Consider the following 26,962-nt stretch of genomic DNA (forward strand, 5'->3'; position numbering starts at 1 on the left):
AGACTGAAAAACTTATCGAAACTTCTCAAAGGAATCTATCAGTATTATAGTATGAATGTAAGATAAATGAAAGAAAACAAGGAGGATACGACAATGGAATATATTTCATTAAATAATGGTGTAAAAATGCCAATACTGGGATATGGCGTATATCAGGTAACAAAAGAGGAATGTGAAAGATGTGTGCTTGATGTTTTAAAAGTTGGATACCGGGCGATTGATACAGCACAGAGTTATTTTAATGAGGAAGAGGTTGGGAATGCAATCCAAAAGTCAGGCATTCCAAGAGAAGAAATCTTCCTTACAACAAAGGTGTGGGTCGAACATTATGGATATGAAGAAGCAAAGAAATCAGTTCTTGAATCCATGAAAAAGTTAAAGACAGATTATCTGGATCTGGTATTGCTTCACCAGCCATTTTCAGATGCTTACGGTGCTTACCATGCATTGGAAGATCTGTACGATGAGGGAAAAATCAGAGCAATCGGAATTTCCAACTTTTATGTAGACAGAATGGTTGATTTTGCATCCTTCAACCGCATTAAACCTATGGTAAATCAGGTGGAAACCCACATCTTCAATCAGCAGAAAGAGATGAAGGAATGGGCAGACAAATATGATATCCGGTTAGAAGCATGGGCACCATTCGGTGAGGGCAGAGGAGGCACCTTTGAGAATCCTGTCATCGCAGAGATTGCAGAAAAATATCAGAAGACTCCGGCACAGGTTATGCTTCGCTGGCATATTCAGAGAGGGGTAGTGGTTATTCCGAAATCAACACACATTGAGAGAATGGAAGAAAACTTTAATGTTTTTGATTTCACACTTTCTGATGAAGATATGAAGACTATTGCAGAACTGGACAAGAAGACAAGCTCCTTCTTCTCGCATCAGGATCCGAATATGGTGGAATGGTTCGTGAAGATGGTTGAGGAAAGAAAAAAGAATAATGACAGTTCAAAAGAAAAAAAGAACTGGTAAGCATAAGAGGAAAAATCAATGAAAGTATTACTTGTCAATGGAAGTCCACACAAAAATGGCTGTACTTATACAGCTCTTTGTGAAGTATCCAGTGCATTAAATGAAAATGGCATAAGTACAGATATTTTTTGGATTGGAAACAAGCCGATTTCAGGATGTATTGCCTGCAGAAAATGTCAGGAAAAAAATAAATGCATCCTGGATGATATCGTGAATGAATTTCTGGAAATAGCAGGGGATTATGACGGATTCGTATTTGGAACTCCGGTACACTGGGGTGGTGCAGGCGGTGCAATCACATCCTTTATGGACAGAGTCTTTTATGCCGATTTAAACGGTGGCGGCGACAGATTCCGCCTGAAACCTGCCGCTGTGGTAATTTCAGCAAGAAGGGCCGGAACAACGGCCACATGGGATCAGGTAAATAAATATTTTGGTCTGATGCAGATGCCGATTATCACATCGAGATATTGGAATATGGTACATGGGACGAATCCGGATGAAGTAAAACAGGATCTCGAAGGAATGCAGGTTATGCAGATCCTTGGAAACAATATGGCATATTTCATTAACTGTAAAAATGTTGCGACAAAAATGGGAATTGAAATGCCAAAGGCACCGGATTTTGTATTTACCAATTTCATCCGATAGAAATTAGCGTGACAAACATTTTATACGACAGGAGGTGACCTTAGAATGAAAACAAAGAAAATAGCAGCAGTACTCTTAACATGCATCGTGGCAATCGGTTTGATGGCAGGATGTGGAGCAAGCAATACAAACCAGTCTGCTTCTAATAATGACAGCCATTCTACAAGTACAAACCAGTCTGGAAATGAAGAAGCGGATACAAATTCCGAAAACACTACAGATACAACAGAAAATACATCAACAGGAAATGGAAAAACATTGGTTGTATATTATTCAGCTTCAGGAAATACAAAAGATGTTGCTGAAAAGATAGCAAAAATTACAGAGGCAGATCTGTTTGAAATAGAGCCTGTGGAGCCATATACAGATGATGACCTTGACTGGACAGATGATGACAGCCGGGTGTCAAGAGAACATGATGATGAGAGCTTAAGAGATGTGGAACTGGTGTCTACAACAGTTGATAACTGGGATTCATATGATACGGTATACATTGGCTATCCTATCTGGTGGGGAATTGCAGCATGGCCAGTAGATAACTTTGTAAAAGAGAATGACTTTACAGGAAAAACAGTCATCCCATTCTGTACAGCAGCGACCTCGGGAATCGGTGACAGCGGTAATCTTCTGGAAGAGATGACAGGAACAGGTGACTGGAAAGAAGGGGAACGATTCCATGGTGGAGCGTCTGAATCAGATATCAGTTCATGGATAGACAGTCTTGGATTATAAAAGAATATAAAAATATTTGGAGGAATCGTAATAAGTAAGACATAACCTTTAGGTTTAAACTGCCTAACAAAGAGAGACTTCTGTCCGGAGTCTCTTTTTCTTATACTTACAGTAAAGTTTGAAATATAGAAAAGGAAGATAAAGATGGAGATAAGAATTTTAGGAAGAGACTTAGAAGTATCAGAAATCGGATTTGGATGTATGGGAATGAGTCATGCATATGGAACTGTTTCAACACAGAAAGAAGCAGAAGAATTGATTGAAAAAGCGATCGATGAAGGCTGCACATTTTTTGATACGGCAGAGATATACGGAACAACAGAAGACCCTCATCACAATGAAAAACTGCTTGGGAAAGTGTTAAGGCCATATAGAAACAAAATTGTCCTTGCATCAAAGTGTGGGATACGTTTTGATGAAACTGCAACAACTGTAAATAAACCTTTGATTCCTGATGGACGACCGGAGACGATTAAAGCATCGATTGAGGGATCTTTAATGAGACTTAACACAGACCATCTTGATTTATATTATATTCATCGTATTGACATGACTGTACCGATTGAAGAGACGGCAGGAGCTATGAAGGAGTTAATGGAGCAGGGAAAAATCACACACTGGGGGTTATCAGAAGCTAGTGAAGAGATTATTCGACGTGCACATAAAGTATGCCCGGTTACAGCGATTCAGAACAGATATTCCATGATGTACAGGGATTATGAGAAATTATTCCCGGTGCTTGAAGAATTGAAAATAGGATTTGTTGCATTTTCGCCGCTTGCAAATGGATTACTGACAGCAGCATATCATTCCCATGGGGAATTTGAAAAGCCGGGAGATTATCGAAGCGCAATGCCACAGTTTACAGAAGAAGGATTAAAGGAAAATAATGAATTTATGTCCTGGATGAAAGTGATTGCAGAAGAAAAAAATGCCACGCCTGCACAGATTTCTCTTGCATGGATGCTTGCAAAGAAACCATATATCGTACCAATTCCGGGAACAAGAAAAGTAAATAGACTGGAAGAAAATATGGAATCAGCAGATATAAAGCTGACTCAGGATGAAGTAAAATCTATTGATGAGATGCTTGCCCATATGCCGATGTCGCAGGTGTTTGGAGGTTCAAAAATACAGAAGAAATAAAAGAGGTGAGCAATGAAAACAAGGAAAAAGATAACCATCGGGGTAATAGTGGCTTTCTTAGCGGTAGTCATGGTGGGTTATATCTATCTGTTTACAGGGGCTAAAATAAGTAAAGGAGAATAGAGATAATGGAGAAAATGTTAGTTGTATATTATTCCTGGTCAAATGGAAACACGAAAAGAATTGCAGAGCAGCTGACTAATGGGACAGGTGCAGATATTGCGAGAATCGAAACAACAGAGCCATACAGCGGCAGTCATGAAGATGTGGTTGAACAGGGAAAAAGAGAGGTAGAGGCAGGCTTTATGCCTCAGATCAATCCGATATCTGTAAATCTTGCTGATTATGATGTGATTGCTATCGGAACTCCAACGTGGTGGTATACGATGGCACCTGCAGTGCTTACATTTTTGACAACAAATGATTTTACAGGAAAGACAGTGATTCCATTTATGACAAATGGTGGATGGCCGGGGCATGTTATAAAAGATATGGAGGAAAATTGCAAAGGAGCTGCCTTTGCACATGAAATGCAGATTCAGTTTGATTCCAAAGGAAAAGATCATCTGGAAACTTCAGAAGAGGTGATTACAGAATGGATTGGGCAGATAAATACTGATATAAACAAATAACCATAAGGAGAGATAAAACAATGAGAAAAAATTTTGGAGCAAAGCCATTTTTATATCCACAGCCGGTTATGATTCTGGGAACCTATGATGAAAATGGAAAGGCAAATGCAATGAACGCTGCATGGGGCGGAATTGTAGGTGCAAATGAGATTATTGTAGATTTGTCTGCCCATAAGACAACAGACAATATTATAAAAAATAAGGCTTTTACAGTAGGGGTGGCAGATCTTGAACATCTGGTTGCCTGCGATTATGTGGGAATTGTTTCTGCAAATAAAGAAGCAGATAAGATGAAAAAAGCAGGCTTTACTACAACGAAAGGTGAATTTGTAAATGCACCAATCATCAATGAACTTCCATTGACTCTTGAGTGTGAACTTGTAAAAGTCATTGATGGCAGCAAGTATCTTGCGGAAATTAAAAATGTAAGTGCAGATGAGAAATATCTCGGTGATGACGGAGAAATTGATCTTAGTAAGTTTACACCAATTACATATGATCCGGTACATCACGGATATTACAGACTTGGAGAACGTGTGGGAAATGCTTTTAAGGATGGAGCAAAGTTAAAATAAGGACAGGTGATTAAAGTGAAAAAAATTGTACAGACAGCAGGAAGAAACGCACTGAATGAATTTGCACCACAGTTTGCACATTTTAATGATGATGTTTTGTTTGGAGAAAACTGGAATAATCAGGATATTGATGTAAAGACAAGATGTATTATAACAGTCACAGCACTTATCGCTTCAGGAATGATTAATACATCTTTAGTACATCATTTTGAAAATGCAAAAGCTCATGGAGTGACTCAGAAAGAAATTGCAGCCGTGATTACCCATATAGCATTTTATGCAGGGTGGCCAAAAGGATGGGTGGCATTCAATCTTGCAAAAGATGTCTGGAGTATAGACGAAGGTGATCTTTCATATGAAGATGAAGCAATGAGAGCTCATGCTAAAAAGATGATATTCCCGATTGGAGAGCCAAATGATAAATTTGCACAATATTTTACAGGGAAAAGTTTTTTGGCTCCTGTGTCTACGTCACAGGTTGGAATTTTCAATGTGACTTTTGAACCTGGTTGCAGGAATAACTGGCATATTCATCATGCAAAAAGCGGAGGCGGACAGATTCTTATCTGCATTGCAGGACGTGGATACTATCAGGAAGAAGGAAAAGAAGCAGTAGAAATGAAACCCGGAGATTGTGTCAATATTCCGGCAGAAGTAAAACACTGGCATGGAGCAGCACCAGATGAATGGTTTTCACATCTGGCAATTGAAGTACCGGGAGAAAAAACATCATCCGAATGGTGTGAAACAGTAACGGATGAGATATATGGAAAATAAACTTGATGCAGTCCAGTACTATCAGGATCACAAAGATCTCGGAATACGTGGATGTGCAGAAAATCTTGGCATCGGATACAGCACATTAACAAAATGGCTAAAAGACTTCCGGGAATCAGGTGATATTCCTGTTCGTGGTTCTGGTAATTATGCATCTGATGAGCAGAAGGAAATTGCCCGTCTCAGACGTGAATTACGTGATGCCCAAGATGCACTTGATGTGTTAAAAAAGCAATCAACATTCTGGGAAAATGACGGAAGTCATTTATTTTGAAGTGTCTGAGAAGACGGAAACTGCCAAAAAGGCTGGATGCCGGGTTTCCGTCTCCGGGATGTTGAAATTTTTAGGTGTCTTTCGCTCAGGATTACATGTAAGTATAGATGATGTTTGGGATGCAACATGATAGAAGAGCTGTAAGATTTTGAAAAGAAAATCTTATGGCTTTTTTTGCAAACAAATAGAAGAGGAAAATAGTGTTAAAATGTAAAAAAATATTTTACAATAATAAAAAAGAAAAATGCTGATGAGGTATCAATTACGATTTAGTTTGAGCTAATATCATGGTATTACCCTGAAACAAAGACACTATATTATCAAGAGGGTAATACATTGTACAAGATTCCAATATACTAAAAAAGTTATTGACATACGCCACAAATATAGTTATAATTCCAAATGTTTGAATTATAACTATTTATATGATAAAAGAAGGAGCTAAATAATAAATGGATGATTCATTTCACTACCTGTCTATGATAAACCATATGACTGTCCAGAAAAAACTAATGGAACAGCTGGCAGACACAGGCCTTACCTTGGGACAGCCCAAAGTATTGGATTACCTGAAAGATCGCGATGGTGCCAGCCAGAAAGAGATTGCGGCAGGATGCCTCATCGAGGCAGGATCTTTAACGTCCATTTTGAACCGTATGGAAGAAAAAGGTCTGATCGAAAGAAAAATGCTCAATGGAAACCGTCGTACTTTTCATATTTTTATGACAGAATCCGGAAAGAAAAATCAGAAGCTTGTGGAGGAGGCTTTTAAGAAAATAGAAAAAACTGCATTAAATGGTATTTCCGAAGAAGAGCAGAAGTTGTTTATGGATATTTTTTGCCGGATCTATCGAAATCTTGCAGATATGAAATGAGGAGGAAATAAAAAATGGAGAAACTAAAACGATATTTAATATTTCTGGTGGGATTGTTTGTAAACTCCCTGGGAGTCAGTCTGATCACAAAGGCAAACCTAGGAACATCCCCGATTTCATCAATTCCTTACGTATTAAGTCTTAATTTTCCATTTACACTTGGAAATTTTACCATCTTTTTCAGTATCTTTCTGATCGTACTGCAGTTGATCATCCTGAGAAAGAACTTTAAATTGGAGCACATCCTTCAGATTCCGGTATCCATCATATTTGGATATTTTATTGATCTTACCATGATTCTTTTTTCCTGGGTCAATCCGGAAGCGTACATCATGAAGATTGTATATCTTCTCATCGGATGTCTGATTCTTGGCGTAGGTGTATATATGGAGGTCTTGGCAGACGTTGTCATGCTTCCGGGAGAATCTTTTGTCCGTGCTATTGTTCTTACATGGAAAACAAATTTCGGAACAACCAAGATCTGTTTTGATGTATCCATGTCAGTGATCGCTGCTGTACTTTCTTTCGTATTTGCAGGAAGACTGGCTGGTGTAAGAGAAGGTACCGTTATTGCTGCCCTTCTGGTAGGCTTTATCGCCAGACTCATCGGTAAGAAACTTGTATTCCTGAAAGATATGATTTTCCCGGAAAGCGTATCTGCAGAAAACGAGAACGAAGCAAAAGAACAGACAGCAGGAACCTATGGAAAAAATGTTATCGCCATTGGAAGACAGTTTGGAAGTGGCGGCCACGATATTGGCAAGATTCTTGCAGAAAAGTTGGGATATGATTTTTATGATGCGGAGATTATCCAGATGACAGCAGGAACCACCGGATACACACCGGAATTCATCAAGAAAAACGAAGAGATCATGACAAACAGTCTCATCTATGATCTGGTTAATCAGATGTATCTGAATGCGGATATGCAGGATGAAGCACCGAAGGATAAGATTTTCGAGGCAGAATGTCAGGTTGTACGTAATCTTGCGAAAAAAGGCAACTGCGTGATAGTAGGCCGTTGTGCAGATTACGTTCTCAGAAATTCCGGAAACTGTCTGAAAGTATTTTTTTCAGCGCCTCTTGTGAGCAGAATTAGAAGAGTGGCACAGAGACAGAATATCTCCGAGGGAGAAGCCAAAGCTACGGTTCAGAAAAATGAAAAACTCCGTGCAGATAACTACCGTTATTACACCCGCCGTATGTGGGGTGCAGCCGGAAACTTTGATCTCAGCCTGAATACAGATTTGGGAGAAGAATATATTGAGAACTGCATCCGCAGTGCTATGAAACTGTAAAAATATATAAAGCCTTATAATATTTGTCGTAAATGATATAGCCCCTTAAGGAACAGTCAATCTAAAAATCATATTTGAGGGACATATCATTTGCAGTAATATTATAAGGCTTTTTCTTTTCTACTGTATACAGATAAGACATATACAGGACTTATAAAGTATTTCGGTATTCCGCTGGTGTCATATGGAACTTTTTCTCAAAAATTTTATAAAAATGCGTAATGTTGGAATAACCGATCTCTTCCATGACAGCAGTAACAGAACGATCAGGCTGCTTTAACATTTTCGCCGCTCTGGACAGACGGATATTCTGGATAAGAGAAGAAAAAGTCTGTCCCGTATAATTTTTTAGGATAAAAAGCAGGAATCCTCGGCAATTCAATTACCGAGATGAAAGCGTAAACTGTGCATGTCTACACTCATAATAAATGAAAGATTGCAGAAAAGTACAACACAACACCAGAAGAGGTACGCAGAGAAATGCAGATAGCCATAGATGCAGGATTTGATAATCCTGATCCGGCTGTGCGAAGTATTTATGGGAAACCTGAATCCGGTCATAAGGAAGGTGAACCGGATGTAGTAGGAACATTTTCCGTAAATCGGGATGAAAATTTAACCGTGATGGCTAACCGGGGAGATATTGAGGATTGATGTTCGCTGATAATAGGTATCTATGATATCCTGTAAAGTAATCGTATTCATTTTTTCTTCAGCAGTTTTTTGGATTTCATTATAGAATTCCTGTAAAGACAACTGAATATTAATGCCAACGCCGCAATCAGGGTTGGTATGAGTATCTAAATGGAGCAGCGGCTTCTCACCTTCAACTGCTTTATAAATATCCAGCAATGTAATCTGATCCGCAGGTTTTGAAAGAGAAGGACGAGCATGTCCGGCTACACTGGTCATAAGTCCGGCTTTTTTTAGTTTTAACATAAGCTGGCGTACAAAGCCGGGATTTGTATGGACACTTTCTGCAATTGAGGCACTGGAGAGAGATTTTTCCTGGTTGATAGCAATCAGAACCATCACATGAACAGTATCGCTTAATTTTGTTGAATATTTCATGATAAGAAACTCCTTATAGTATGATATAATGATTTTTTTCACATTTTTGAGACAAAAATATTTCTGGTTTGTCTAAAATATTTCAAGTTCTCAACAGTTCTTTTTAATGTGTTGAGAAACTGTGCATATTTATTATTTTGATGATTGTAAATAATATAATTACAACTATAATGAAATTTAAAGGAAAAGTCAACACAGTAATGAAACTTACGGCAAAGGAGAACTTATGGAATACAAAAATCAAACAGAAAATCGTGCATTTCAGGAAATGTTGCAGTCAGCAGTAAAACGGCTGCAAAATCGTTCCGGAGAGGATCTTGCTGCAAAAAGTGGGGCTGTTTTTCATAGCAGTCGAAATGTGCTTGAAGTACTGAGTTTTTATGAAACGATTGAAATTCAACTCCCTGAGTTTCGTATTAACTCAAACATGGACGAATGGCATTATCTGACATTGCTGCATTATCTGGATATGGCCGATGGAACAGAAGGTTCACAGAAGCTCATTACTTTTGGTAACCTGAAAGATGGATTGATTCGAGGAACCAAGTTTGACCGGACTGCAGAGCAGAAACTGGAAAAGCTTTTGCAGGATAAAGATCCTGAGAAAATTCAGAAAGCATGTAAAAACCTGGGTGCAGAATTCACAGAGACAAAGGCGGATTTGTGTGCTGTTTTTCCAGTCCTGCCAAGATATCCGGTAACTTTAAAGATATGGTTTGCAGATGAAGAATTTCCTGCATCTGGCAAAATATTTCTTCAGGATCATGCCGATCATTATCTGAGTGTAGAAGATGCGGTAACAGTTGGAGAAATTTTGCTGCAAAAATTATCGGAAGCATTTTCTTCCCTCTGATCATGGATCAGAAAACTTTCCAGTCCGGCTTTGATAAATTTGTCAATTGTTGTCTGAATCTGTTTCCAGTCATTACAGTGATTACGTAGCATCAGTCTGTTGATGGAAAGGCAGCCATTCATTTGAAAATAAAAAACCGATTCTGCCTGCTCAAAGGTCAGGAGGCTGTGTGACATAAGCCAGGTCACATAGCCTTCTTTTGTATTTTCTGCTAATTTTTCCAGAAGAATGGGGGCAATTGCATCATCCAGAAACAGTGCCCTGTATTGTGATTCCATCTGTATTTTCTGACAGAACGGATAGGAACAGCTTTTTTGATTTAGACAGAATAAATGATCTACAGTTGTTAACATATCCTGAGTCATATCATTAAAAATATCTGATAATACATCATGGATATCGTAGTAATGAAGATAAAAAGTGCCACGGTTGATTTCAGCATTTTTGCAGATCTCTGTAACTGTAATTTTCGTAAAACTCTTCTGCTTTAACAATTCTAAGAACGTATCTTTTATGGTTTGCCTAGTATAGCGGGTACGGCGATCTTGTTTTCTCGTTTTTTCTGACATTATATACTCCTGTATTATTTGGTATCATATGATTCCTCAACAATTTTTCTGATGTGTTGAGTAGCCATACAAATCTCACAGATTGATTATTGTAATTTATATAGTAACAACTATAATGAGATTTAAAGAAAAAGTCAACAGATTGTTCAGAATTTTAGGAGGAAAAACATGGGACATGTAATTGCTGTATCAGGAAAAGGCGGTGTAGGGAAAACAACCCTTTGTGGATTGTTGATTCAATATTTATGTGAAAATGGAAAACATCCGGTTTTAGCTGTAGATGCAGATGCAAATGCGAATTTGAATGAAGTGCTCGGCGTTGAACCGGAGATTACACTCGGAGAACTGAGAGAAGAGATTGAACGTGCAGGAGTTGATCCACGGTATCAGATTCCGACAGGAATAACAAAACAGGCTTATCTGGAAATGCGTCTCTCCGATGCAATTGCAGAAGAAGATGATTATGATTTGATGGTAATGGGGCGAACCCAGGGACAGGGCTGCTATTGTTTTGTAAATGGTCTTGTGCAGACCCAGGTTCAGAAACTGCAAAGCCATTATCCATATATTGTGGTTGATAACGAAGCAGGTATGGAACATATCAGCAGAGGAATCCTGCCAATGATGGAAGTTGCGATTCTTGTAAGTGACTGTTCAAGAAGAGGTGTTCAGGCGGCCGGACGTATTGCAAAGCTGATGAAGGAGTTAAACTTTAAACCACAGAAAACCGGATTGATCGTGAATCGTGTTCCAGATGGAAAACTGGATGCCGGAACTCTGGAAGAAATCCGAAATCAGGGACTGGAACTGTTAGGGGTTGTACCACATGATGACCAGGTATATCAGTATGACTGTGCTGGAAAGCCGATCATACGGCTTCCGAAAGATTCTCCTGTAAGAAGTGCACTGGGAGAAATTGTAAAGAAGTTAGGATTGTGAGTTGGAGGATTGAAAGTTTGAAGATTGAGTAAACAGAAATATTATCTGATTTGGTATAACCAATTGCAAAGAAAGGAAAATCCTCATGAGAAATCATTGGACAGAAATAGAAAAATATTTAGAAGACCAGAAGATAGCGCAGGAACTGATTGGAGAACTGAGAGATTTTCACATGCGTTATGAGGTAAAGGATCAGGTAAAGGAACGGGTAGAAAAACCGGATATCCTATTTTATGGGAAAAAGATTCTGGAAATGTCAATAGCAGCGCTTCTTCAGGGAGATAACCTGTTACTTTCCGGTGCGAAAGCTACAGGAAAAAATGTACTATGCGAGACACTGGCATGGATATTCGGAAGACTGGAATACGACATTTCTTTTCATGTAAATACAGACAGTGCCGATCTGATCGGAACGGATACCTTTATAAATAATGAGGTTCGCCTTCGGAAAGGCCCCATCTACCAATGCGCGGAATTTGGAGGATTTGGAATCCTGGACGAAATCAATATGGCAAAAAATGATGCGGTTTCTGTACTGCATGCCACACTGGATCATCGGCGCAGAATCGATATTCCAGGATATAACAGGATTTTACTTCATCCGGCAACACGATTTATCGGCACGATGAATTATGGTTACGCAGGTACCAGAGAGCTAAATGAAGCATTGGTTTCAAGGTTTATGGTAATTGATATGCCTGAAATGGATGAGGATAGTGTCCTTTTTGTATTAAGACAACATTTTCCAGATGGGAAAAAAAGTGCACTGAAAGCCTTTGCAGGACTGTTTCTGGATTTGCAGATCAAAGCTTATCATGGAGAAATCTCAACAAAATCTCTTGACCTGAGAGGATTGGTTTCTGCTGTAAAAGCAACAAGAAGCGGACTTTCTCCAATTGATGCAATCCAGATGGGGATCATAAATAAAAGTTTTGATGTATTTGAAAAAGAGATCGTAGAAGATGTGGTTTCTACCAGAATCCCATCTTCCTGGACCGGAAAAGATATATGGGGGTAAGCTTGTATGGAGGATGTCAGATGGCCGGCGGAACAACTGGAAGAACATCGTCTGGAGATCAGCAATCGTATCAGAAATCTTTTTTGGACAGTCAGTGGTGATTATGATATGGAATTTGAACCGGATACAGAAAAATATGTTTATTCAAAACAAACAGTTCTGTATGAGGCAGTGAAGCAGGGTGCCTTTGCACGATATTTTGATCAGAAGAAACTTGGCATGTATTTGATGAAAAAATTACATTTTTCTGCTGGAGAAGATATGCTTTTGCCTCTTGCCGGATTATGCATGGATGCTGCAGTGAATCGTTTTATCATTCGAGAACGTTTGGGAACAAAGGAAATCAGAGAACAGGCGTTCAGAGAATTGGAAAAGGCCGAGGAAGAGCAGGTATCAGACAAAGCTGGAACAGACCTGATTCACAGGATTAGGCTTCTGTATATAAGGCATGTTCTGGAGAACACAGACGATGAGGGAATGGATCCACAGGCAGAGATTGCATTGTACAAGATTCTTTCTCTGAAGGATGCGGAAAATACGGAAGAGGTCATAAACGTGATAGATGAGATTTATAATCATGTTCTGGATCCCTCTTTTGAAAAAAGGAATGGAAATCTGGAGAAGATTCTGAATTTACCGGATATGGCATTGGCCAATGACGCGTGGCAGGAATGCATGACGGATGAACAGATGGAAGACATCATTCAAAAATATCTTTCTAATCTCAAAAAAAAGATGATGAGTCTGGATATCAGAAACAAAAAGAAAAAAAGATTTTATTTCTCTCCGGAAAATGAAGAAGTTCCGGAAAGTTCGGAGAATATAAATCCACAGGCAGTGCGACGGATACGGGAATATGTGGAACTGAATTACGGAAAATCGTATCTAAGTGAATCGGAGCAGGCCAGAGTCAACCGTAAATTTTGTACAGGAATCCACAAAAACTGTATCCTGTATCTTACAGATGGAATTTTACAGAACCCTGTGATAAAAAATAATCAATACCGTTTTTCACAGTTGCAGTTTGAAAAAAATAAAGCCTATTATGGAAATAATCACTGGATCATCAAAAGAAATATTTCTGAGTTGGCAGAGTCACTGAAACGGGCATTTATAATCCGAAAGGATGATTTTGTCAGCAGATCTGATGCAGGGCAGCTTGTTCCTGAAAGGTTATGGAAAATTGGAAGAACAGACGATGACAAGTTATTTAATAGAAAAAAGAGATCAGAAGATTCTGAGTTTGTAATAGATGTCCTGATTGATTCCAGTGGTTCCCAAGCTGGCAGACAGGCTCAGGTAGCGGCACAGGGATATATTATCAGTGAAGCATTAAGCCAGGCAGGAATTCTTCATCGGGTGACAGGATACTGTGCTTTCTGGGGATATACAGTACTTCAGAGATTTCGGGATTATGAAGATCCAAGGGAAACAAATGAAAGAATCTTTCAATTTCGGGCATATGCCAATAACAGAGATGGGCTTGCCCTGAAAACCGTTTGTTCCTCTCTCATGGAGCGACCGGAAAAAAATAAGATTTTAATCGTATTAAGTGATGGAAAACCATGTGATATGAGCATACAACGACCAGGAACCCGCCAGCCCAAGATCTATGACGGAGAAGGAGCTGTGAAAGATACTGCATATGAGGTGCGCCGAGCCAGAAATCAGGGAATTTTCGTAATTGGTATTTTTGTAGGGAATGAAGAAGAACTCTCCGTGGAAAAGAGAATCTATGGAAAAGATTTTGCCTATATTCGTAATATCAGCAATTTTTCCCGTATGGTAGGAACTTTTTTGCGAAGACAAATTGATATGGAATGAAAATGGAGGAATCACTATGGGTAAAATTGGATTTGCCAATTGCCAGGATGTAAGAAATCAGAAAAAGATACGGGAATTAGATTGTCCACGCTGTCATGAACCGGGAGGCATTGAAGCCTTTGTGAAAGACGGGATACTTGCAGAGGATGGAGTATGTGATAACTGCGGATATATTCTTCCAGAAGGAACAGAACTGGAGGAAGTGGAGTAAGAAGCATTTAAGGAGCATAAAAAAGATGTTTTGCGTATTGCTTCGGAACTTATGCTTGAAAAGATTGTTTTTACTTTATGCAGGATACCTGCACAGGCATTATAGGACTGCTCTTCATGTTTTGATGATTTAAGGAGTCTGTCAATCAGTTCTGACATCGCAGGACCAATGGCAGAAGCCCAGCGGCGGTAATAATTACCATCCGTTGAATTGACTTCTTTGTAATAAAGGTGTTCTGGCGGCATATGTTCATCTACCGTGATATACAGCGGAAACTCTCTATAAGACCGCTTATGTGTACAGATCAGCCGATTATACTGATTACAGATTCTGATCTCTGAAGCGGTTGCCTTCAGGATTGCAGGTTTGCCACAGTAAGAGTACAATACGGAGTAGTAGTGGCCGTCATACTCGATGTGGTAGTTGTTGGGAACTTTTAGGACCGCTTTATAGTTGCAAGCCGTGTAACATCCGCCTGGCAGTGGTTTCATACATGGTTTGTCATACTTTTCGAAAGCATCCTGTCTTGAGAAATCCTTGCCTTGAAAAGATCGTTTATTGAGGACTGCTACTATTTTTTTGATTTCAGCATTCAGGTCTTCAAATGATACATATATCTTTTCTTTCAGTTTCTCAACCAGGTGTATTTCAAGATAACGTACATGATTTTCAACTGTAGGCTTGCCTTTCGGCTTTCTAGCGGGTGGTGGAAGAACTATAGTTTCATAGAAATCTTCCAGATCTGCAAATGTAGACTGCAGGATAAGTTCATCCTTTGTGTGCTTGGTTACAGCAGTTCGCAGGTTATCGGGCACAAAGTATTTCGTAACAGCACTATAAAATGAAACAGCATGGGCACAGCCTTCTATAAAACATGGGAGCTTCTCATTTGGAAAAGCTTCTGCATAGATCAGACTGCTGACTCCAAGAGTGGTCGCAAAGATATGGACTTTTTTGATCTCGCCCGTTTCGGTATCTGTTAACAGTTCCGGCTGATCACCGACCCAGTCGATATACATCTTTTCACCCGGGATTCGGTTTACGGCCATTGATACCTTCTGGCCACCATAGTTTTCTGCTATGAATCGGTTGAAGTATTCGTAAAACTGTGACTTCTCATAACCATCAGGATTCTTTTCTTTATAATCCAGCCAACAGAACGAAATGTTCATGTGGCTCCCTAGTGCATGGATTCTGTCATAGTAATACTGGAAATCTGGAAGTGGGACATTTTTCCTCTGTAGATTTTTCTGCGGATAGAAAAGGTTCTCAACTTCATTAGGTGCCATCATTCGGAGTTCCTCGATTGGGATTCCGTTGGCATGGTATCGGCTCATGATCAGATTTAATGTACCTGAGCCAATCTTGTAACGTTCCATAACGGACCTGGTCTGGCATCCATTCAAACGCATCTGGATGGAGCCGATAATCGTGTTGTAGTCTTGCATAGTTATGCCTCCTTTCGCAATCATTTGATGACTACGAAAGAACTATAGCACGTTGAAAACTTATTGATCAGCTGAAGCGGAAACGCGTTCAGTTACATCCGGAAAGACTGATCAGCTCTTATCGGAATGCGTGGTCAGATGAGCCGGAATTTGCAAATGATACACATTATTCAAAATATTATGATGGCATGTATGTTTTATTTAAGACAGGGATGCGTATTTCAGAATTTACAGGTTTGACGCTATCAGATCTGGATATGAAGAACAGAACCATCAATATCGATCATCAGTTACAGAAGAAAGGAACACTGGTTTATATTGATACTACTAAAACGTATGCAGGAAAAAGAGTGATTCCTATGACGGATGGTGTGTATGAGGCATTTAAAAATATTTTAGCGGCAAGACCTAAATTTAAAGTTGAACCGATGATTGATGGATATTCTGGTTTCCTCTGGTTTGACAAAGATGGAAAACCGATGGTGGCCATGCACTGGGAGAAGTATTTTAAGCATGCAGTGGATAGATATAATAGTATTTATCGAGTGCAGCTTCCGAAGATTACTCTTCATGTGTGTCGACATACTTACTGTAGCAATATGGCGAAGTCTGGTATGAATCCGAAAGTGCTTCAGTATTTGATGGGGCATAGCGATATATCGGTAACTTTGAATACTTATACACATTTGAAATTGGATGATGCGAAGGAAGAAATGGAAAAGCTGGCCAAGGCACAGGAAGCAACAATGGCAGTAGAAAGAGCTGAAGGAAAGTCGGATTTACACAGTTTGAGGGGACGCAAACGTGCATAAATAAAGGATTTGTGGCATAGTGCCACATATATTTTTTCAGTGTAATCTGCCATGGACAATAGTCAAATGCCGGAAAATCTGAAACTGTGTAAAACGGGTTTTTGAGGGTGATTTTACACAGTTGATGGGAAAAGAGCACCAAAATACGCTGTGAAAAGCCGAAAAAAGAAAAATATTTTGAAATGTGAAAATGACGGAAAGCCGCATAAAACCTAGATAAAATCAAAATTGACCGAGATATGACAGGAGGAAAAAATAGTGATAAGAGTGTTATTCATCTGCCACGGCAACATTTAAAGTATGGCGAGAAAGACTTGATTTTGTAGGATTTTCTAGATAGAAACAAATAATTTACACCTTATTTATACCTTTGGAAGACCGAATCGGAATAATTAAAAAAGTTGTCATAATTCAATTGGTCAAAAAATAATACTACACTCAAAATCAATTAAAGAATCAATCGTAAAAAAATACGATTGATTCTTTAATTGATTTTGCATATAATATAATTATTATGGTTGGAAAGGGAACGATTACTATGCGTGAAACAAGAATATTAGAATTCAAGGAAACGATTACGAATACTTTTTTGAAAACAGTTAGTGCCTTTTCGAATTACAATGGTGGAACAATTCTTTTTGGGGTTGATGATAATGGAAATGTGAAAGGATTGCCAGATGTAAAACAGGCCTGTCTGGATATCGAAAATAAAATCAATGACAGCATATCACCTCAACCAAACTATACACTTGAAATACAGAACAATGACCAGACGATAAAACTTACTGTAAAAAGTGGTCTTCAAAAACCGTATTTATATAAATCAAAAGCATACAAACGAAATGATACAGCAACGATAGAGGTAGATACATTGGAATTTTCAAGGCTTGTATTAGATGGAAAAAATATTAGCTTCGAAGAATTACCTTGTAAAGATCAGGAGCTATCTTTTGAAATTTTACAGTGTAAACTGAAAGAAAATATTTACATTGAAACTTTCAATCAAGATACTTTAAAGACATTGAACCTGTATGACAATATAAATGGTTATAATAATGCAGCGGGACTTTTGGCAGATAAAAATCATTTTTCAGGAATTGATATTGTTAAGTTTGGTGAGAATATCAGTATTATTCAAAAAAGAGTAACGTTTGAACATATATCGGTTTTAGAAATATATGAAAAAGCACTTGCTGTATTTAGAGATTATTACCAATATGAAGTAATACAGGGGGCTGACAGAAAAATGGTAGAGAAAATACCGGAAGCAGCTTTCAGAGAAGCAATTGCAAATGCTTTGATTCATAGGGTATGGGATATTAATTCACACATCAGAGTTTCTATGTTTGATGATAGAATAGAAGTAGTGTCTCCTGGTGGATTGCCGGCTGGAATAACGGCAGAAGAATATTTATCAGGTAAACTATCTATTTTAAGAAATAGAAATCTTGCAAATGTATTTTACAGACTGGGATTAGTAGAGATATTTGGAACAGGAATTACACGAATCAAACAACTATATGCAGAGAGTTTGATAAAACCAGAATTTGAAGTGTCAGAAAATGCTATAAAAATTGTACTACCGATATTTGAAACGAATGTCAATTTAACCGAAGACGAAAAAGTGATTTACAAATTTTTAAGTAAGACGATGCTGAAACCAATAAGTGAAATTGCACCATATGTCCCATTTGGCAAATCAAAAACAACACAATTACTGAAAGCTATGGAGAAAAAAGGTGTGATTGCAGTTGAAGGAAAAGGCAGAGGAACAAAATATATCATTAAGTGATTGAGAACATAGCGGGTTCAAATTACACAATCTTTCAATAACACAAGGAGAAAATCATATGATAAAAATTTTATTTTTATGCCATGGCACTCTTTGAATTTGGAGATTATTCGTATCAGGAGATAACATTAAAGGAGAAATTGCTGGAGGTGTTATCGTATTTGTTGCGGATAGGTGATTTCAAGCAGTATGCCGGAAAGACTATCCTAAATAATGTTTATATGGACCTGCGAGGGAAAAAGCCTGTATTTAAGAGAACCAAGACGGCTATGGAAAGAAATAATATATTTGCAACAATCAGAAGGTATGCAAAGAAGCTAAAGCCGCAGTATAATGGAGATGTATATCTGGAAACGGTCAGATGTTATTTCGATATATCGCAAGAAAATCTGGAAAAGTGCCGATATACATATCAAGGGAACGAAACATACGCCTTTCTGATGTCGGATAAATATATTATGGCACTATATACGCATTGTCTGGTGACGAGGAAGAAGGCTGCTATGCAGGGGACACAGATTGAAGGATTTACAGAAAAAGAGTATGGAATGGTTAGGCTTAAGAATGTGGGGGATGTTTTGTTTCAGGCATTGTTGCTTGATAATGTGAGATTTGAAAATGACAAGATATGTACGGAATTTTGCACTTGTTTTTGGGGATTAGGAAAAGTACGTCAAATCGGTATTTGAGGAGGGCTATGATGGAATGATTTACTGTGCAATTATTCTTTCAATTTTATTCCTGCTTAGTGGGATTATGAGTAGGTAAGTGTTATTGATTATTGCATCAGTATTATTTGCACCAAGTCATATTGTAACTTCATATAGAAATGCAAAATGAGATTTGCAACTTGGTATTTGTAAGTTAAAAATAGATGAAAATGTTTTATTGTGCAAAGGAGTGTGTAATATGAGCGAAAATTTTAATAGTCATATTGCCTGTGAAGGTACGGATAATGATATTAATTGGGTTTGCAAAGTCTGTAAAGATTTGCCGAATTATGCGGGAATGTACTTGTATCAACGAGAAAGAGAAAAAAATCAGTTGAAAAACGTAAAGGATAGACGTGCTGATTTAATACTGCTGAAATATTATTATGCCTTGCTGCACCTGTTGGACAAGATACATGAGCTTCATGAATGTCCTAATCCGGAAAATGATGTACCAAAATACGCAGACCGGAAATGCTCAACACCAGAATGTTTTGTTTATTATCGATATATATATAATACTTATGCGAGCATTTTGATGACAGAAAAGGGACTTAATCAGATTAATCTAAGATGTGATATTTGTTCTGTTTTACCTTATACTATTTTTAGTGACTTAGAAATGATTGCTAAAAATATGCATAGTGATGATATGGAGAAAACACAAAAATTAGAGATAGAAGCAGTAATCGCAGATTATTATTTAGAAGCGGTTGGTTCTTGTGAACAGTGGGATGAGTGTCCGAGCGGAGTGGACTGGTTGGAATTGATAAAAAGTGTTCAGTTGTTAAGGAAATATCTGGAAAAAAAAGATCGTAAGGAACTTCAAATTAGTCTGAACGAATGGAACAGAGTACGGTCTATCGACAACATTCTGAACACTGAAATAAAAACAACTTGTAGAGACTTTCAGACGAAGAACATTCCGTTATGTGTATTGGAAAAGAAAACGCTTGTGTATATGGATTTTGGCGTTTATCAACTATATGAGAGTAATGAAGTTTTCCACACACAACTGGATAATTATGCCGAAATGGATGAAATTCAATTTGTGTATAGTCCTACTCATATGGAGGAAGTATGTAGGATGGACAATTCTATATTTGAGGGCAAACGGCGAGATAATATTTCAAAAATTTGTAGCAACTGCGAAGTCTTTCTGGTTCGGGACGGATGTCTCAAAATTCTCACAGAACCTGTAGAAGTGTGCTTTGACCGTGCGAAAAAACTTCAGGTTTTGAATCAGTATGCTGAAGAGTCAGAATGCGCTACATTTGAGGCTCTAGAGGAAAAAACGTGTGGATTACTCAGATGGGACGAAAAAGAGGTGGAAACACACAGAAAGGAAATTTCTTTGTTAACATCTACACAGTTATTTGATCCGAAGAATGAGATGATTGATAACGAAAGCATTAATAGGGTATTTTACGAGATTTGTGGTTCTCGTTTTCCAGTTGAGGACTTTAAGGATTATTGTAAAAAGGAAAGAACCTTTTCCGAGATTAGAGAAGCGGTTCGGCTTCTTTTTATACTAATGAATGCATTAGGCTATCACAGAAATAAAATTGAGAAGCGCACAAAGTTTACATATAAAGCTTTTTATCCTACTTATGATCGTGAGTTTTACAGAACCATTAGAAGTGGTTTTTATGATGTTGATCATATCTGTTATGCGTCAAAATGTAACTATTTTGTTACCTGTGATTATGCATTGTCATCGCAGGCGATGGAAATTTATCGTTATCTTGGATGCAAAACCAATGTCATCTATTGTGAAAAGAAAGCACCGGATCCTTCCTTACCTTTGGCAGTGTTATGTAAGAAAACAGCTACTCCATAAAACTTTTGTGATACTATATCGGTTCGTTCATTGTAATCATATGTGGAAAGTATTGCTTTCTTACTTCAAAAAATTCGTTCTAAGAGAGAAATAAATTCCAGTTGTAAAAACGAATGCAATTCATATTTAATAGATTATAAGGAATTCCGTATAGAAAAACATGCTAAGAAGAACATTATTTGATGAGAAAAGGTGAGGTATATGGAGAGACAGCAAGAGTATGAATTAAGAAAGAAAATTGCAGATGCTATACAAAATGATGTCGACAGAGTATTTTCTGAAAAATTACAGTTATTTAATCATGATTTCTATTATGAGATTCTTTTTCCACTTATCGTGTTAGAAATGAACTATAAAATGAAATCTGAAGAATCTTTAGCTGCGGGATTGGGTGATTCTAATGAATATCTCATTTTAGTAAATCCTCTTCGAGAAGCTATATATTGGTACATACATAGGGTGCTCATATCCGATAGGAAGATTTCGTTTTCAAAGAAAAGATATGTTCCTAGTTTAGGTGAAGAATATTCATTTGTTGAGTATGTATTACAATTGCACGACGAATTTAAGCGGGGAGAGCAAATAAGAGAAATACGTGATTGCGCTTCAAAGGTAATGATAAAACCTGAAGATGATAATACATATGGTTTCTATTTTCCTGTTATTTCAGAAAAATATCATAAAGAATTATTATATTATTATGGTTTAGATGATACTTTGAATTTTGAGGTAGAAAAAGAAATATTTGTTGAATGTGAGAAATACTTGCATGATAAAATCAATGTGAAAGAGTTAATAAAACATCCTCAGAAGATTTATATTTTTTATAATATACTAAATAGAATGGCAAATGTTATTGATACTAAATATTTCGAGTTGTGTAAGAAACGTGTAATGTCAGACTTAAATAAGATATCGTCGTCTTCACTTAGAAGCTTAGATGATAATACGAATAAAGTGATTATTGGGAGCAAAGATGAGTTGGCCACATTTTTGGCATTGCTTTATTATCTGAGTAGGCTTTGTATGCAGAAGTATATGTTGGCTTCGTCGACTATGGTGGGTGAATTGGAATATGTATGTCAGTATGATCTCGTCAAAATATTAGCATTAGGGAGGCAAATAGGAATCTCGAGAGATTCTGTAATGAGTTATATAGATTATTTTTCGATGGATGTTAACGTGACAAGTGGAAATTTTACTGAATTTCCCCTGTTAAAATTTAAGAATAAAATTATCTGGATACCAAGCTCCATAGTATTGAATGATTTTCAATTCTCGATAGTAAATGGACATTACTACAAAGGAATACGTTTCGAGAATAAGGATGAGACGGTTTCTCAGTCAATAATTGATTATATTGTTAATCATGTGAATAAATATTCGAATATTCTTTATAATACAAATTATGTTTATTCAGTACCTAATGAGACATTTAAGGGAAAGCCCCTTAATAGTGATATTGATGTTGCAATGTATGATAAAATAGGCAAAAAGTTGCTAATTATTGAATGTAAATGGAAGGAAAATGTATATCAAAACCGTGAGAATTATATAAAAATTGAAGATGCCTTAAAAAAAATATATGATAATCAATTGGAAAAACATCAAACCTATCTTGAAAGAGATATTAATAGACTAAATGAGCTATTTGATAATCAGATTGACTTTACAAGGGAAGGAGACGTTGATACCTTATATCTTTTTGTTGATAAAAGGATACAGTATCATGATAATGGAACAAATCGGCATGTCATTCCAATTTTTATGCTTGCTTATTTATTTGAAAATAATTCATCTAAGAGGCAATTAATATTAAGTGATGTGTTCTCGGAAATACGGGAAATGAAAAGTAGGGTGAGATATGAAAGAATTAAACTAAAAGAACCAGTACATCTTGGGGAAATAACAGTTATATAAAGTTGATGACCCATGGATATAAGTTATTTTGATTCGGTAGATTTCAGCTTGCAGTAATAATGTAATCATAGTAAACATACTAGTTCAATTCTTGGGGGATGCTTCATACTGGTCCATGGTACTGAATTAGTAATATATAGTAACACTTAATCAAAGAAGAAAACGCTGACAAGGAGGTAACATGGGAGAGATTGTTGGACTATGTATTGGAAGTTATGAATTTTTATCACGCAAAAATACTTTTGGTGATTTATTATCAATTTTTAGTCAAGATGATTTGACGATAGAAGAAGTATTTGACAAAGAACTAGATGAAAGTATTACTAGACGATATTTTACTACGACTGTTAATAATGCAAAAATGTGTTTAGATGTAATGGGACATACAACTCTAAAGGCAAAAAGTTTATTTGAATACCATAAGAAGAATTATTTAGACTACTTAGAAGAAGATTTTGATGATGAAGTCGATAGTGACAATATTGAAAGAAAGTATACCTTTGAAAATTGGGCCCGAGCAGTAAAAAAGTATTCTTCAATATTAGCGTCCGATATTTATGAGAATGGTGATTATATATCATTAGAGAAATGCAGGGGAGAGAACAATTCTCTGTGCGAGAAAATAGTATTAGACTCATTACCACATTGTAAGGATGATACATATTTTGGCATTGATTTCTATTATTTAGATGAAGAAATAGGATCACCGTGGGATGTATTTCGTATTATTTTAGAAGCATTTAAATCGGAAGACATAATTACTCTTGATTATACAAATCTATTTGAGGGTGGATGGTGTGATGAGGTTCCAGAGGAAAAAGAGTATTTAGTATCTAAGACAGTTATACTTACAGAAGGTAGTACAGATGCAAGAGTTATATCTGAAGCAATGAAATTGTTGTATCCTCACATGGTAAAGTTTTATTCTTTTATTGATTTTTCAACTTATGTTGTGCAGGGAAGTACAAATTACTTAACGCATTATTTAAAAGCATTTATTGCTGCTGGAATCAGGAATAGAATTATTGCATTATATGATAATGATTCAGCTGGTTTAAGTGAAATAAAAGTTTTAAAAAATATTCCAATTCCATCAAATGTAAGAATTATGCACTTGCCAGATTTAGAAATGTGTCTCCATTATCCAACTATTGGACCGGGAGGAAGTTCAATAGACAATATTAATGGTCGTGCTTGCTCAATAGAAATGTTTCTTGGTAAGGATATTCTGAAAAAAAGTGGAGAATACGAGCCTGTTCGTTGGAAATCCTATATTGATAAAGTAGATGCATATCAAGGTGAAATAGTTTCTAAATCAGAAGTGTTGAAACAGTTTAAATTGAAGGTTAAAAGAAGTCAGGATCAACTTGTTTTAGATGAATGGGAAGAGTGCGATTTGCTACTTAGGGAAATTTTTGCTGCTTTTGAAAAGTAACCGCTTAATTTTTAGGTATGATAGAAAAAATCCCCGACTACTTTTCAGTAGCCGGAGCACCTTGACAATTCACATATGATTGATTTGATTCGTTTGCACGACGTTTGATTTCAGCTTTGACGGTTTCGTTCCATGGCGCCAGAAGTTCTAATTCATCATCACTCATCCTATCATCAGGCAGTTTTTCCAGCAGATAGGTAAGATATTGATAGACGTTTACTCCATTGGCTTTTGCCATTTCTACTATTGTGTACACGATGGCACTGGCCTGGGCTCCGTTTGGTGTATCGCAGAACAGCCAATTTTTACGGCCTACTGTAAACGGGCGGATCGCATTTTCGCTGAGATTATTAGAAAAACTGCAGCGGCCATCTTCCAGATAGGTGGAAAGATAGGATCGGCAGTTCTGAATGTAGGTGACAGCTTTATCCATTCTGCTTCCACGGGTAGGGCTCTGCTGATCAAGCCACGACAAAAAGCCTTCTACTACCGGCTTTTCTTTTTCAAGACGCGCCTTTTTGATAGCATCGAAGGAAGAATACTTTGATCTGATCACATCTTCCAGATGGAAGAGCTGGTTAATGTACAGCATTCCCTGTACGGATGGCTGGGTATAATCCAGAGCCTTTCCCTTAGGGATGGCATCTGTCAGATATCTTCTGCAGTGTGCCTTATCCAAGTACTCGAATAAGGCACACTGCAGACGTCGCTTCTATGATGCGTTAGAAGTCATCCCGAAAGCGCATCAGAAAGAATCTATCCTGCATCTGTTTATAAAACAGATACAAGCCATTTACCGGGAAGAAGGAAAACTAGCAGGTCTTTCATCAGAAGAAAGGCTTGCCCAGCGTCAACTGGTGGTGAAACCACTAGTGGATGCTTTCTTTGCGTACCTAAAACAAAATGAGACTAAAGCTCCAAAAAGCGGAAAAACAAGGGAAACTTTTACCTACGCTTTAAATCAGAAACGGTATCTTAGAGTGTTTCTGGACGATGGTGATCTTCCAATCGATAATAACGCCAGTGAACGTGCAATCCGAGGTTTCTGTATTGTAAAGAAGAACTGGGAGATGATTGATACGATCAACGAAGCAACAAGTTCAGCAATCATCTATAGTATCGCAGAAACAGCAAAAGCGAATAATCTGAAGCCTTTTGATTATTTTGAATATCTGCTGACAGAAATCCCAAAGCATGCAGAGGATAAAAACACTGACTTTTTAACGGAATTTCTTCCATGGTCTAAGTCTTTACTCGAACATATCCGGAAGTCTAAGAAAGCAGTTGAAAAATGATATGGCCGCTGAAAGCGGCCTAATATTTTGCAAATTATGCTTAAACGGAATGCCAGTTCCGCTACTGCGGAACGGCCATTCCATTTTTAACGGTACGAAGTACCGCTAGATGATATCATTCCGTTTCACGCATATTTATACCGTTCATCTCCAAACGATATGTATGATGTTTATCTGTGATACGTGTAAGGCATGCATCAGCGTAGGTGTTATCGGCAAACATATCAAACCATGTACTGACTGGAAATTGTGAGATAACTACAGTTGATTTTCTTCCATCCCTGGTATCAAGGACTTCAAAGAGATCCCGACATTTATCAAGGGCGAGATCCATAAGACCGAAATCATCGATCACAAGCAGATCCAGTTTGGTCAGTTTATTCAGGTAATCCAAATTTGTGGATTTGATGCGTGCCTGTTCCATTTCACTCATAAGGGTGTTTGCCTTTATATACTTTACACTTTTAGACTGCTTCATTGCAGTTACGCAAAAAGCATTGATAAGATAAGTTTTTCCGCTGGCAGAAGAGCCTGTTACAATGAGATTTTTTCCTTCCTCTATCCAATGGCAGGTGCTCAGCCGTTCTATTGTCTGGGTGTCAAGCTGACGTTCCGGACGGTAAATGGTTTCGTCAAGATCTGCCGCCGGGTATCGCAGATGCGCTTCTTTCATTAGACGATTAAAACGTTTATCTGCCCGTGCCTGCCACTCTGCATCAACCATTGCTGTCATGCGTTCCATAAAAGTGTTCAGATCTGCATTGGGATCTTTCAACTGTTCTTCCAGGATATGTGCCATTTCTGGAACACGGAAACTCTTCAGACGCATGATCAGAGCCTGTTCCTGAGGCGTTAATGTAATGTCATGGGATGAACTCATTTGTATGCCTCCTTTCCGCGGATATTTGTATGGGAAGGAAGTTTTCCGGTTCCGTTCATACCGCTGTTGGAATGATTGTTCCGGACCATGCCAAGTGCTTTCTTGAAATAAGAATACTTGCAGGCATTGGCTTCTACGCATTTCTCAGCAGCCTTCTGAACCAGTCTGTGTGGAACATCCTTACAGGAATGGAGTACACCGGCACAGCTGTTGTATGCCTGTTCCTCATGTTTGGGACTGCGGAGTATCCTGTCAATAAGAGTTACCATAGCCTCTCCATAAACAGATGCCCACCGTCTGTAATAAGCTCCGTCATGTGCATTCACTTCTTTATAATACAGGTGTTCTGGAGGCATATGATTGTCATCTGTAATGTAAAGAGGAAAATCACGGTAAGATCTTGG

28 protein-coding genes and 1 pseudogene are annotated in these 26,962 nt (G+C 37.7%); 22 read left to right on the forward strand and 7 right to left on the reverse strand.

Annotated features, from left to right (window positions below; translation table 11 throughout):
- Positions 1-93 precede the first annotated feature (93 nt).
- The 10 genes from DW694_RS14080 (at position 94) to DW694_RS14125 (ending at position 7,941) form a co-directional block, all read left to right on the forward strand.
- Positions 94-981, forward strand: coding sequence for an aldo/keto reductase (locus DW694_RS14080; protein ID WP_182465507.1), 888 nt, complete (start codon positions 94-96; stop codon positions 979-981).
- An 18-nt stretch (positions 982-999) separates the two neighbouring features.
- A complete protein-coding gene (locus tag DW694_RS14085; protein ID WP_006427000.1) occupies positions 1,000-1,632 on the forward strand; it encodes a flavodoxin family protein in 633 nt (210 codons plus the stop codon).
- Positions 1,633-1,677: 45 nt separating this feature from the next.
- Positions 1,678-2,364, forward strand: coding sequence for a flavodoxin (locus tag DW694_RS14090; protein ID WP_118753209.1), 687 nt, complete (start codon positions 1,678-1,680; stop codon positions 2,362-2,364).
- A 144-nt stretch (positions 2,365-2,508) separates the two neighbouring features.
- Positions 2,509-3,510 (forward strand): aldo/keto reductase, encoded by a 1,002-nt coding sequence (locus DW694_RS14095; protein WP_015528537.1) that lies wholly within the window; start codon positions 2,509-2,511, stop codon positions 3,508-3,510.
- A 128-nt stretch (positions 3,511-3,638) separates the two neighbouring features.
- Positions 3,639-4,142 (forward strand): flavodoxin, encoded by a 504-nt coding sequence (locus DW694_RS14100; RefSeq protein ID WP_110102395.1) that lies wholly within the window; start codon positions 3,639-3,641, stop codon positions 4,140-4,142.
- A 20-nt stretch (positions 4,143-4,162) separates the two neighbouring features.
- Entirely contained in the window at positions 4,163-4,717 is a 555-nt protein-coding gene (locus tag DW694_RS14105; RefSeq protein ID WP_006426948.1) for a flavin reductase, read from the forward strand.
- A gap of 15 nt (positions 4,718-4,732) precedes the next feature.
- Positions 4,733-5,494, forward strand: coding sequence for a carboxymuconolactone decarboxylase family protein (locus DW694_RS14110; protein WP_110102397.1), 762 nt, complete (start codon positions 4,733-4,735; stop codon positions 5,492-5,494).
- On the forward strand, positions 5,484-5,768 hold the full coding sequence (locus DW694_RS14115) for a helix-turn-helix domain-containing protein (RefSeq protein ID WP_286187161.1): 285 nt from the start codon (positions 5,484-5,486) through the stop codon (positions 5,766-5,768). The genes DW694_RS14110 and DW694_RS14115 overlap by 11 nt, the downstream gene beginning before the upstream one ends.
- Before the next feature lie 452 nt (positions 5,769-6,220).
- On the forward strand, positions 6,221-6,643 hold the full coding sequence (locus DW694_RS14120; protein ID WP_110102401.1) for a MarR family transcriptional regulator: 423 nt from the start codon (positions 6,221-6,223) through the stop codon (positions 6,641-6,643).
- A 14-nt stretch (positions 6,644-6,657) separates the two neighbouring features.
- The gene (locus tag DW694_RS14125) at positions 6,658-7,941 is read left to right on the forward strand and encodes a cytidylate kinase family protein (RefSeq protein ID WP_118753211.1); all 1,284 of its coding nucleotides are present in this window, start codon (positions 6,658-6,660) and stop codon (positions 7,939-7,941) included.
- Between the two features lie 151 nt (positions 7,942-8,092).
- On the opposite strand, the gene DW694_RS17545 is transcribed toward DW694_RS14125, so the two are convergent.
- Complete coding sequence (locus tag DW694_RS17545; RefSeq protein ID WP_118608482.1) at positions 8,093-8,323, reverse strand: helix-turn-helix transcriptional regulator; 231 nt, start codon at positions 8,321-8,323, stop codon at positions 8,093-8,095.
- 98 nt (positions 8,324-8,421) lie between these two features.
- Between DW694_RS17545 and DW694_RS17000 the strand changes: the two genes are divergently transcribed.
- Complete coding sequence (locus DW694_RS17000; protein WP_182431210.1) at positions 8,422-8,595, forward strand: hypothetical protein; 174 nt, start codon at positions 8,422-8,424, stop codon at positions 8,593-8,595.
- On the opposite strand, the gene DW694_RS14135 is transcribed toward DW694_RS17000, so the two are convergent.
- Positions 8,557-9,012: an Rrf2 family transcriptional regulator gene (locus DW694_RS14135; RefSeq protein ID WP_118608483.1), complete on the reverse strand. Its 456-nt coding sequence runs from the start codon at positions 9,010-9,012 to the stop codon at positions 8,557-8,559. The genes DW694_RS17000 and DW694_RS14135 overlap by 39 nt on opposite strands.
- 226 nt (positions 9,013-9,238) lie before the next feature.
- Here DW694_RS14135 and DW694_RS14140 point away from each other — a divergent pair, with 226 nt between their 5' ends.
- Positions 9,239-9,865 carry a DUF3786 domain-containing protein gene (locus DW694_RS14140; protein WP_118753212.1) on the forward strand — a complete coding sequence of 209 codons (627 nt, stop codon included), beginning with the start codon at positions 9,239-9,241 and terminating at the stop codon, positions 9,863-9,865.
- Here DW694_RS14140 and DW694_RS14145 read toward each other — a convergent pair.
- Positions 9,787-10,434, reverse strand: coding sequence for a TetR/AcrR family transcriptional regulator (locus tag DW694_RS14145; protein ID WP_059085498.1), 648 nt, complete (start codon positions 10,432-10,434; stop codon positions 9,787-9,789). The genes DW694_RS14140 and DW694_RS14145 overlap by 79 nt on opposite strands.
- A 168-nt stretch (positions 10,435-10,602) precedes the next feature.
- On the opposite strand from DW694_RS14145, the gene DW694_RS14150 reads away from it, so the two are divergent.
- The 3 genes from DW694_RS14150 to DW694_RS14160 all read left to right on the forward strand — a co-directional run bounded on the left by DW694_RS14150 (position 10,603) and on the right by DW694_RS14160 (position 14,215).
- Positions 10,603-11,373: an AAA family ATPase gene (locus DW694_RS14150; protein ID WP_092070354.1), complete on the forward strand. Its 771-nt coding sequence runs from the start codon at positions 10,603-10,605 to the stop codon at positions 11,371-11,373.
- 85 nt (positions 11,374-11,458) lie between these two features.
- Complete coding sequence (locus DW694_RS14155; protein WP_118753213.1) at positions 11,459-12,391, forward strand: MoxR family ATPase; 933 nt, start codon at positions 11,459-11,461, stop codon at positions 12,389-12,391.
- Between the two features lie 6 nt (positions 12,392-12,397).
- On the forward strand, positions 12,398-14,215 hold the full coding sequence (locus DW694_RS14160) for a nitric oxide reductase activation protein (protein WP_118753214.1): 1,818 nt from the start codon (positions 12,398-12,400) through the stop codon (positions 14,213-14,215).
- Between the two features lie 93 nt (positions 14,216-14,308).
- Here the strand turns inward: DW694_RS14160 and DW694_RS17320 are convergent, their stop codons facing one another.
- The gene (locus DW694_RS17320) at positions 14,309-15,874 is read right to left on the reverse strand and encodes a transposase (protein WP_237971408.1); all 1,566 of its coding nucleotides are present in this window, start codon (positions 15,872-15,874) and stop codon (positions 14,309-14,311) included.
- 188 nt (positions 15,875-16,062) lie between these two features.
- Here DW694_RS17320 and DW694_RS14175 point away from each other — a divergent pair, with 188 nt between their 5' ends.
- From DW694_RS14175 to DW694_RS14200, 6 genes are all read left to right on the forward strand, one after another.
- A complete protein-coding gene (locus DW694_RS14175; RefSeq protein ID WP_118753215.1) occupies positions 16,063-16,686 on the forward strand; it encodes a site-specific integrase in 624 nt (207 codons plus the stop codon).
- A 514-nt stretch (positions 16,687-17,200) separates the two neighbouring features.
- Complete coding sequence (locus DW694_RS14180; RefSeq protein ID WP_353615827.1) at positions 17,201-18,478, forward strand: ATP-binding protein; 1,278 nt, start codon at positions 17,201-17,203, stop codon at positions 18,476-18,478.
- A gap of 161 nt (positions 18,479-18,639) precedes the next feature.
- A complete protein-coding gene (locus DW694_RS14185) occupies positions 18,640-19,167 on the forward strand; it encodes a hypothetical protein (RefSeq protein WP_286187167.1) in 528 nt (175 codons plus the stop codon).
- 220 nt (positions 19,168-19,387) lie between these two features.
- Positions 19,388-21,028, forward strand: coding sequence for a hypothetical protein (locus DW694_RS14190; protein WP_118753217.1), 1,641 nt, complete (start codon positions 19,388-19,390; stop codon positions 21,026-21,028).
- Between the two features lie 201 nt (positions 21,029-21,229).
- Complete coding sequence (locus DW694_RS14195) at positions 21,230-22,948, forward strand: hypothetical protein (protein ID WP_118753218.1); 1,719 nt, start codon at positions 21,230-21,232, stop codon at positions 22,946-22,948.
- Positions 22,949-23,129: 181 nt separating this feature from the next.
- Entirely contained in the window at positions 23,130-24,383 is a 1,254-nt protein-coding gene (locus DW694_RS14200) for a HEPN/Toprim-associated domain-containing protein (RefSeq protein ID WP_118753219.1), read from the forward strand.
- 37 nt (positions 24,384-24,420) lie between these two features.
- Here the strand turns inward: DW694_RS14200 and DW694_RS14205 are convergent.
- Positions 24,421-25,053: pseudogene (locus tag DW694_RS14205) on the reverse strand (transposase); the annotation flags it as partial.
- On the opposite strand from DW694_RS14205, the gene DW694_RS14210 reads away from it, so the two are divergent.
- Positions 25,022-25,678 (forward strand): transposase, encoded by a 657-nt coding sequence (locus tag DW694_RS14210; protein WP_330605119.1) that lies wholly within the window; start codon positions 25,022-25,024, stop codon positions 25,676-25,678. The pseudogene DW694_RS14205 and the gene DW694_RS14210 overlap by 32 nt on opposite strands.
- A 115-nt stretch (positions 25,679-25,793) precedes the next feature.
- Here the strand turns inward: DW694_RS14210 and DW694_RS14215 are convergent, their stop codons facing one another.
- Complete coding sequence (locus tag DW694_RS14215; RefSeq protein WP_118753220.1) at positions 25,794-26,558, reverse strand: ATP-binding protein; 765 nt, start codon at positions 26,556-26,558, stop codon at positions 25,794-25,796.
- The coding region (locus DW694_RS14220; RefSeq protein WP_353615828.1) for a hypothetical protein at positions 26,555-26,962 on the reverse strand (408 nt) is incomplete at its 5' end. The genes DW694_RS14220 and DW694_RS14215, both read right to left, overlap by 4 nt.

This window comes from Ruminococcus sp. AM26-12LB, assembly GCF_003480785.1.
Classification (GTDB): Bacteria; Bacillota; Clostridia; order Lachnospirales; family Lachnospiraceae; genus Blautia_A; species Blautia_A fusiformis.

What these genes read in the sequence shown, in the direction of transcription:
- DW694_RS14215 (WP_118753220.1), bottom strand. Translation starts at nt 26,558, where the DNA reads ATGAGTTCATCCCATGACATTACATTAACGCCTCAGGAACAGGCTCTG.
- DW694_RS14080 (WP_182465507.1), top strand. Translation starts at nt 94, where the DNA reads ATGGAATATATTTCATTAAATAATGGTGTAAAAATGCCAATACTGGGA.
- DW694_RS14190 (WP_118753217.1), top strand. Translation starts at nt 19,388, where the DNA reads ATGAGCGAAAATTTTAATAGTCATATTGCCTGTGAAGGTACGGATAAT.
- DW694_RS17000 (WP_182431210.1), top strand. Translation starts at nt 8,422, where the DNA reads ATGCAGATAGCCATAGATGCAGGATTTGATAATCCTGATCCGGCTGTG.
- DW694_RS14175 (WP_118753215.1), top strand. Translation starts at nt 16,063, where the DNA reads ATGTATGTTTTATTTAAGACAGGGATGCGTATTTCAGAATTTACAGGT.
- DW694_RS14090 (WP_118753209.1), top strand. Translation starts at nt 1,678, where the DNA reads ATGAAAACAAAGAAAATAGCAGCAGTACTCTTAACATGCATCGTGGCA.
- DW694_RS14210 (WP_330605119.1), top strand. Translation starts at nt 25,022, where the DNA reads ATGGCATCTGTCAGATATCTTCTGCAGTGTGCCTTATCCAAGTACTCG.
- DW694_RS14145 (WP_059085498.1), bottom strand. Translation starts at nt 10,434, where the DNA reads ATGTCAGAAAAAACGAGAAAACAAGATCGCCGTACCCGCTATACTAGG.
- DW694_RS14135 (WP_118608483.1), bottom strand. Translation starts at nt 9,012, where the DNA reads ATGAAATATTCAACAAAATTAAGCGATACTGTTCATGTGATGGTTCTG.
- DW694_RS17320 (WP_237971408.1), bottom strand. Translation starts at nt 15,874, where the DNA reads ATGCAAGACTACAACACGATTATCGGCTCCATCCAGATGCGTTTGAAT.
- DW694_RS14105 (WP_006426948.1), top strand. Translation starts at nt 4,163, where the DNA reads ATGAGAAAAAATTTTGGAGCAAAGCCATTTTTATATCCACAGCCGGTT.
- DW694_RS14095 (WP_015528537.1), top strand. Translation starts at nt 2,509, where the DNA reads ATGGAGATAAGAATTTTAGGAAGAGACTTAGAAGTATCAGAAATCGGA.
- DW694_RS14200 (WP_118753219.1), top strand. Translation starts at nt 23,130, where the DNA reads ATGGGAGAGATTGTTGGACTATGTATTGGAAGTTATGAATTTTTATCA.
- DW694_RS14085 (WP_006427000.1), top strand. Translation starts at nt 1,000, where the DNA reads ATGAAAGTATTACTTGTCAATGGAAGTCCACACAAAAATGGCTGTACT.
- DW694_RS14140 (WP_118753212.1), top strand. Translation starts at nt 9,239, where the DNA reads ATGGAATACAAAAATCAAACAGAAAATCGTGCATTTCAGGAAATGTTG.
- DW694_RS14160 (WP_118753214.1), top strand. Translation starts at nt 12,398, where the DNA reads ATGGAGGATGTCAGATGGCCGGCGGAACAACTGGAAGAACATCGTCTG.
- DW694_RS14115 (WP_286187161.1), top strand. Translation starts at nt 5,484, where the DNA reads ATGGAAAATAAACTTGATGCAGTCCAGTACTATCAGGATCACAAAGAT.
- DW694_RS14100 (WP_110102395.1), top strand. Translation starts at nt 3,639, where the DNA reads ATGGAGAAAATGTTAGTTGTATATTATTCCTGGTCAAATGGAAACACG.
- DW694_RS14150 (WP_092070354.1), top strand. Translation starts at nt 10,603, where the DNA reads ATGGGACATGTAATTGCTGTATCAGGAAAAGGCGGTGTAGGGAAAACA.
- DW694_RS14120 (WP_110102401.1), top strand. Translation starts at nt 6,221, where the DNA reads ATGGATGATTCATTTCACTACCTGTCTATGATAAACCATATGACTGTC.
- DW694_RS14180 (WP_353615827.1), top strand. Translation starts at nt 17,201, where the DNA reads ATGGTTGGAAAGGGAACGATTACTATGCGTGAAACAAGAATATTAGAA.
- DW694_RS14155 (WP_118753213.1), top strand. Translation starts at nt 11,459, where the DNA reads ATGAGAAATCATTGGACAGAAATAGAAAAATATTTAGAAGACCAGAAG.
- DW694_RS14195 (WP_118753218.1), top strand. Translation starts at nt 21,230, where the DNA reads ATGGAGAGACAGCAAGAGTATGAATTAAGAAAGAAAATTGCAGATGCT.
- DW694_RS14125 (WP_118753211.1), top strand. Translation starts at nt 6,658, where the DNA reads ATGGAGAAACTAAAACGATATTTAATATTTCTGGTGGGATTGTTTGTA.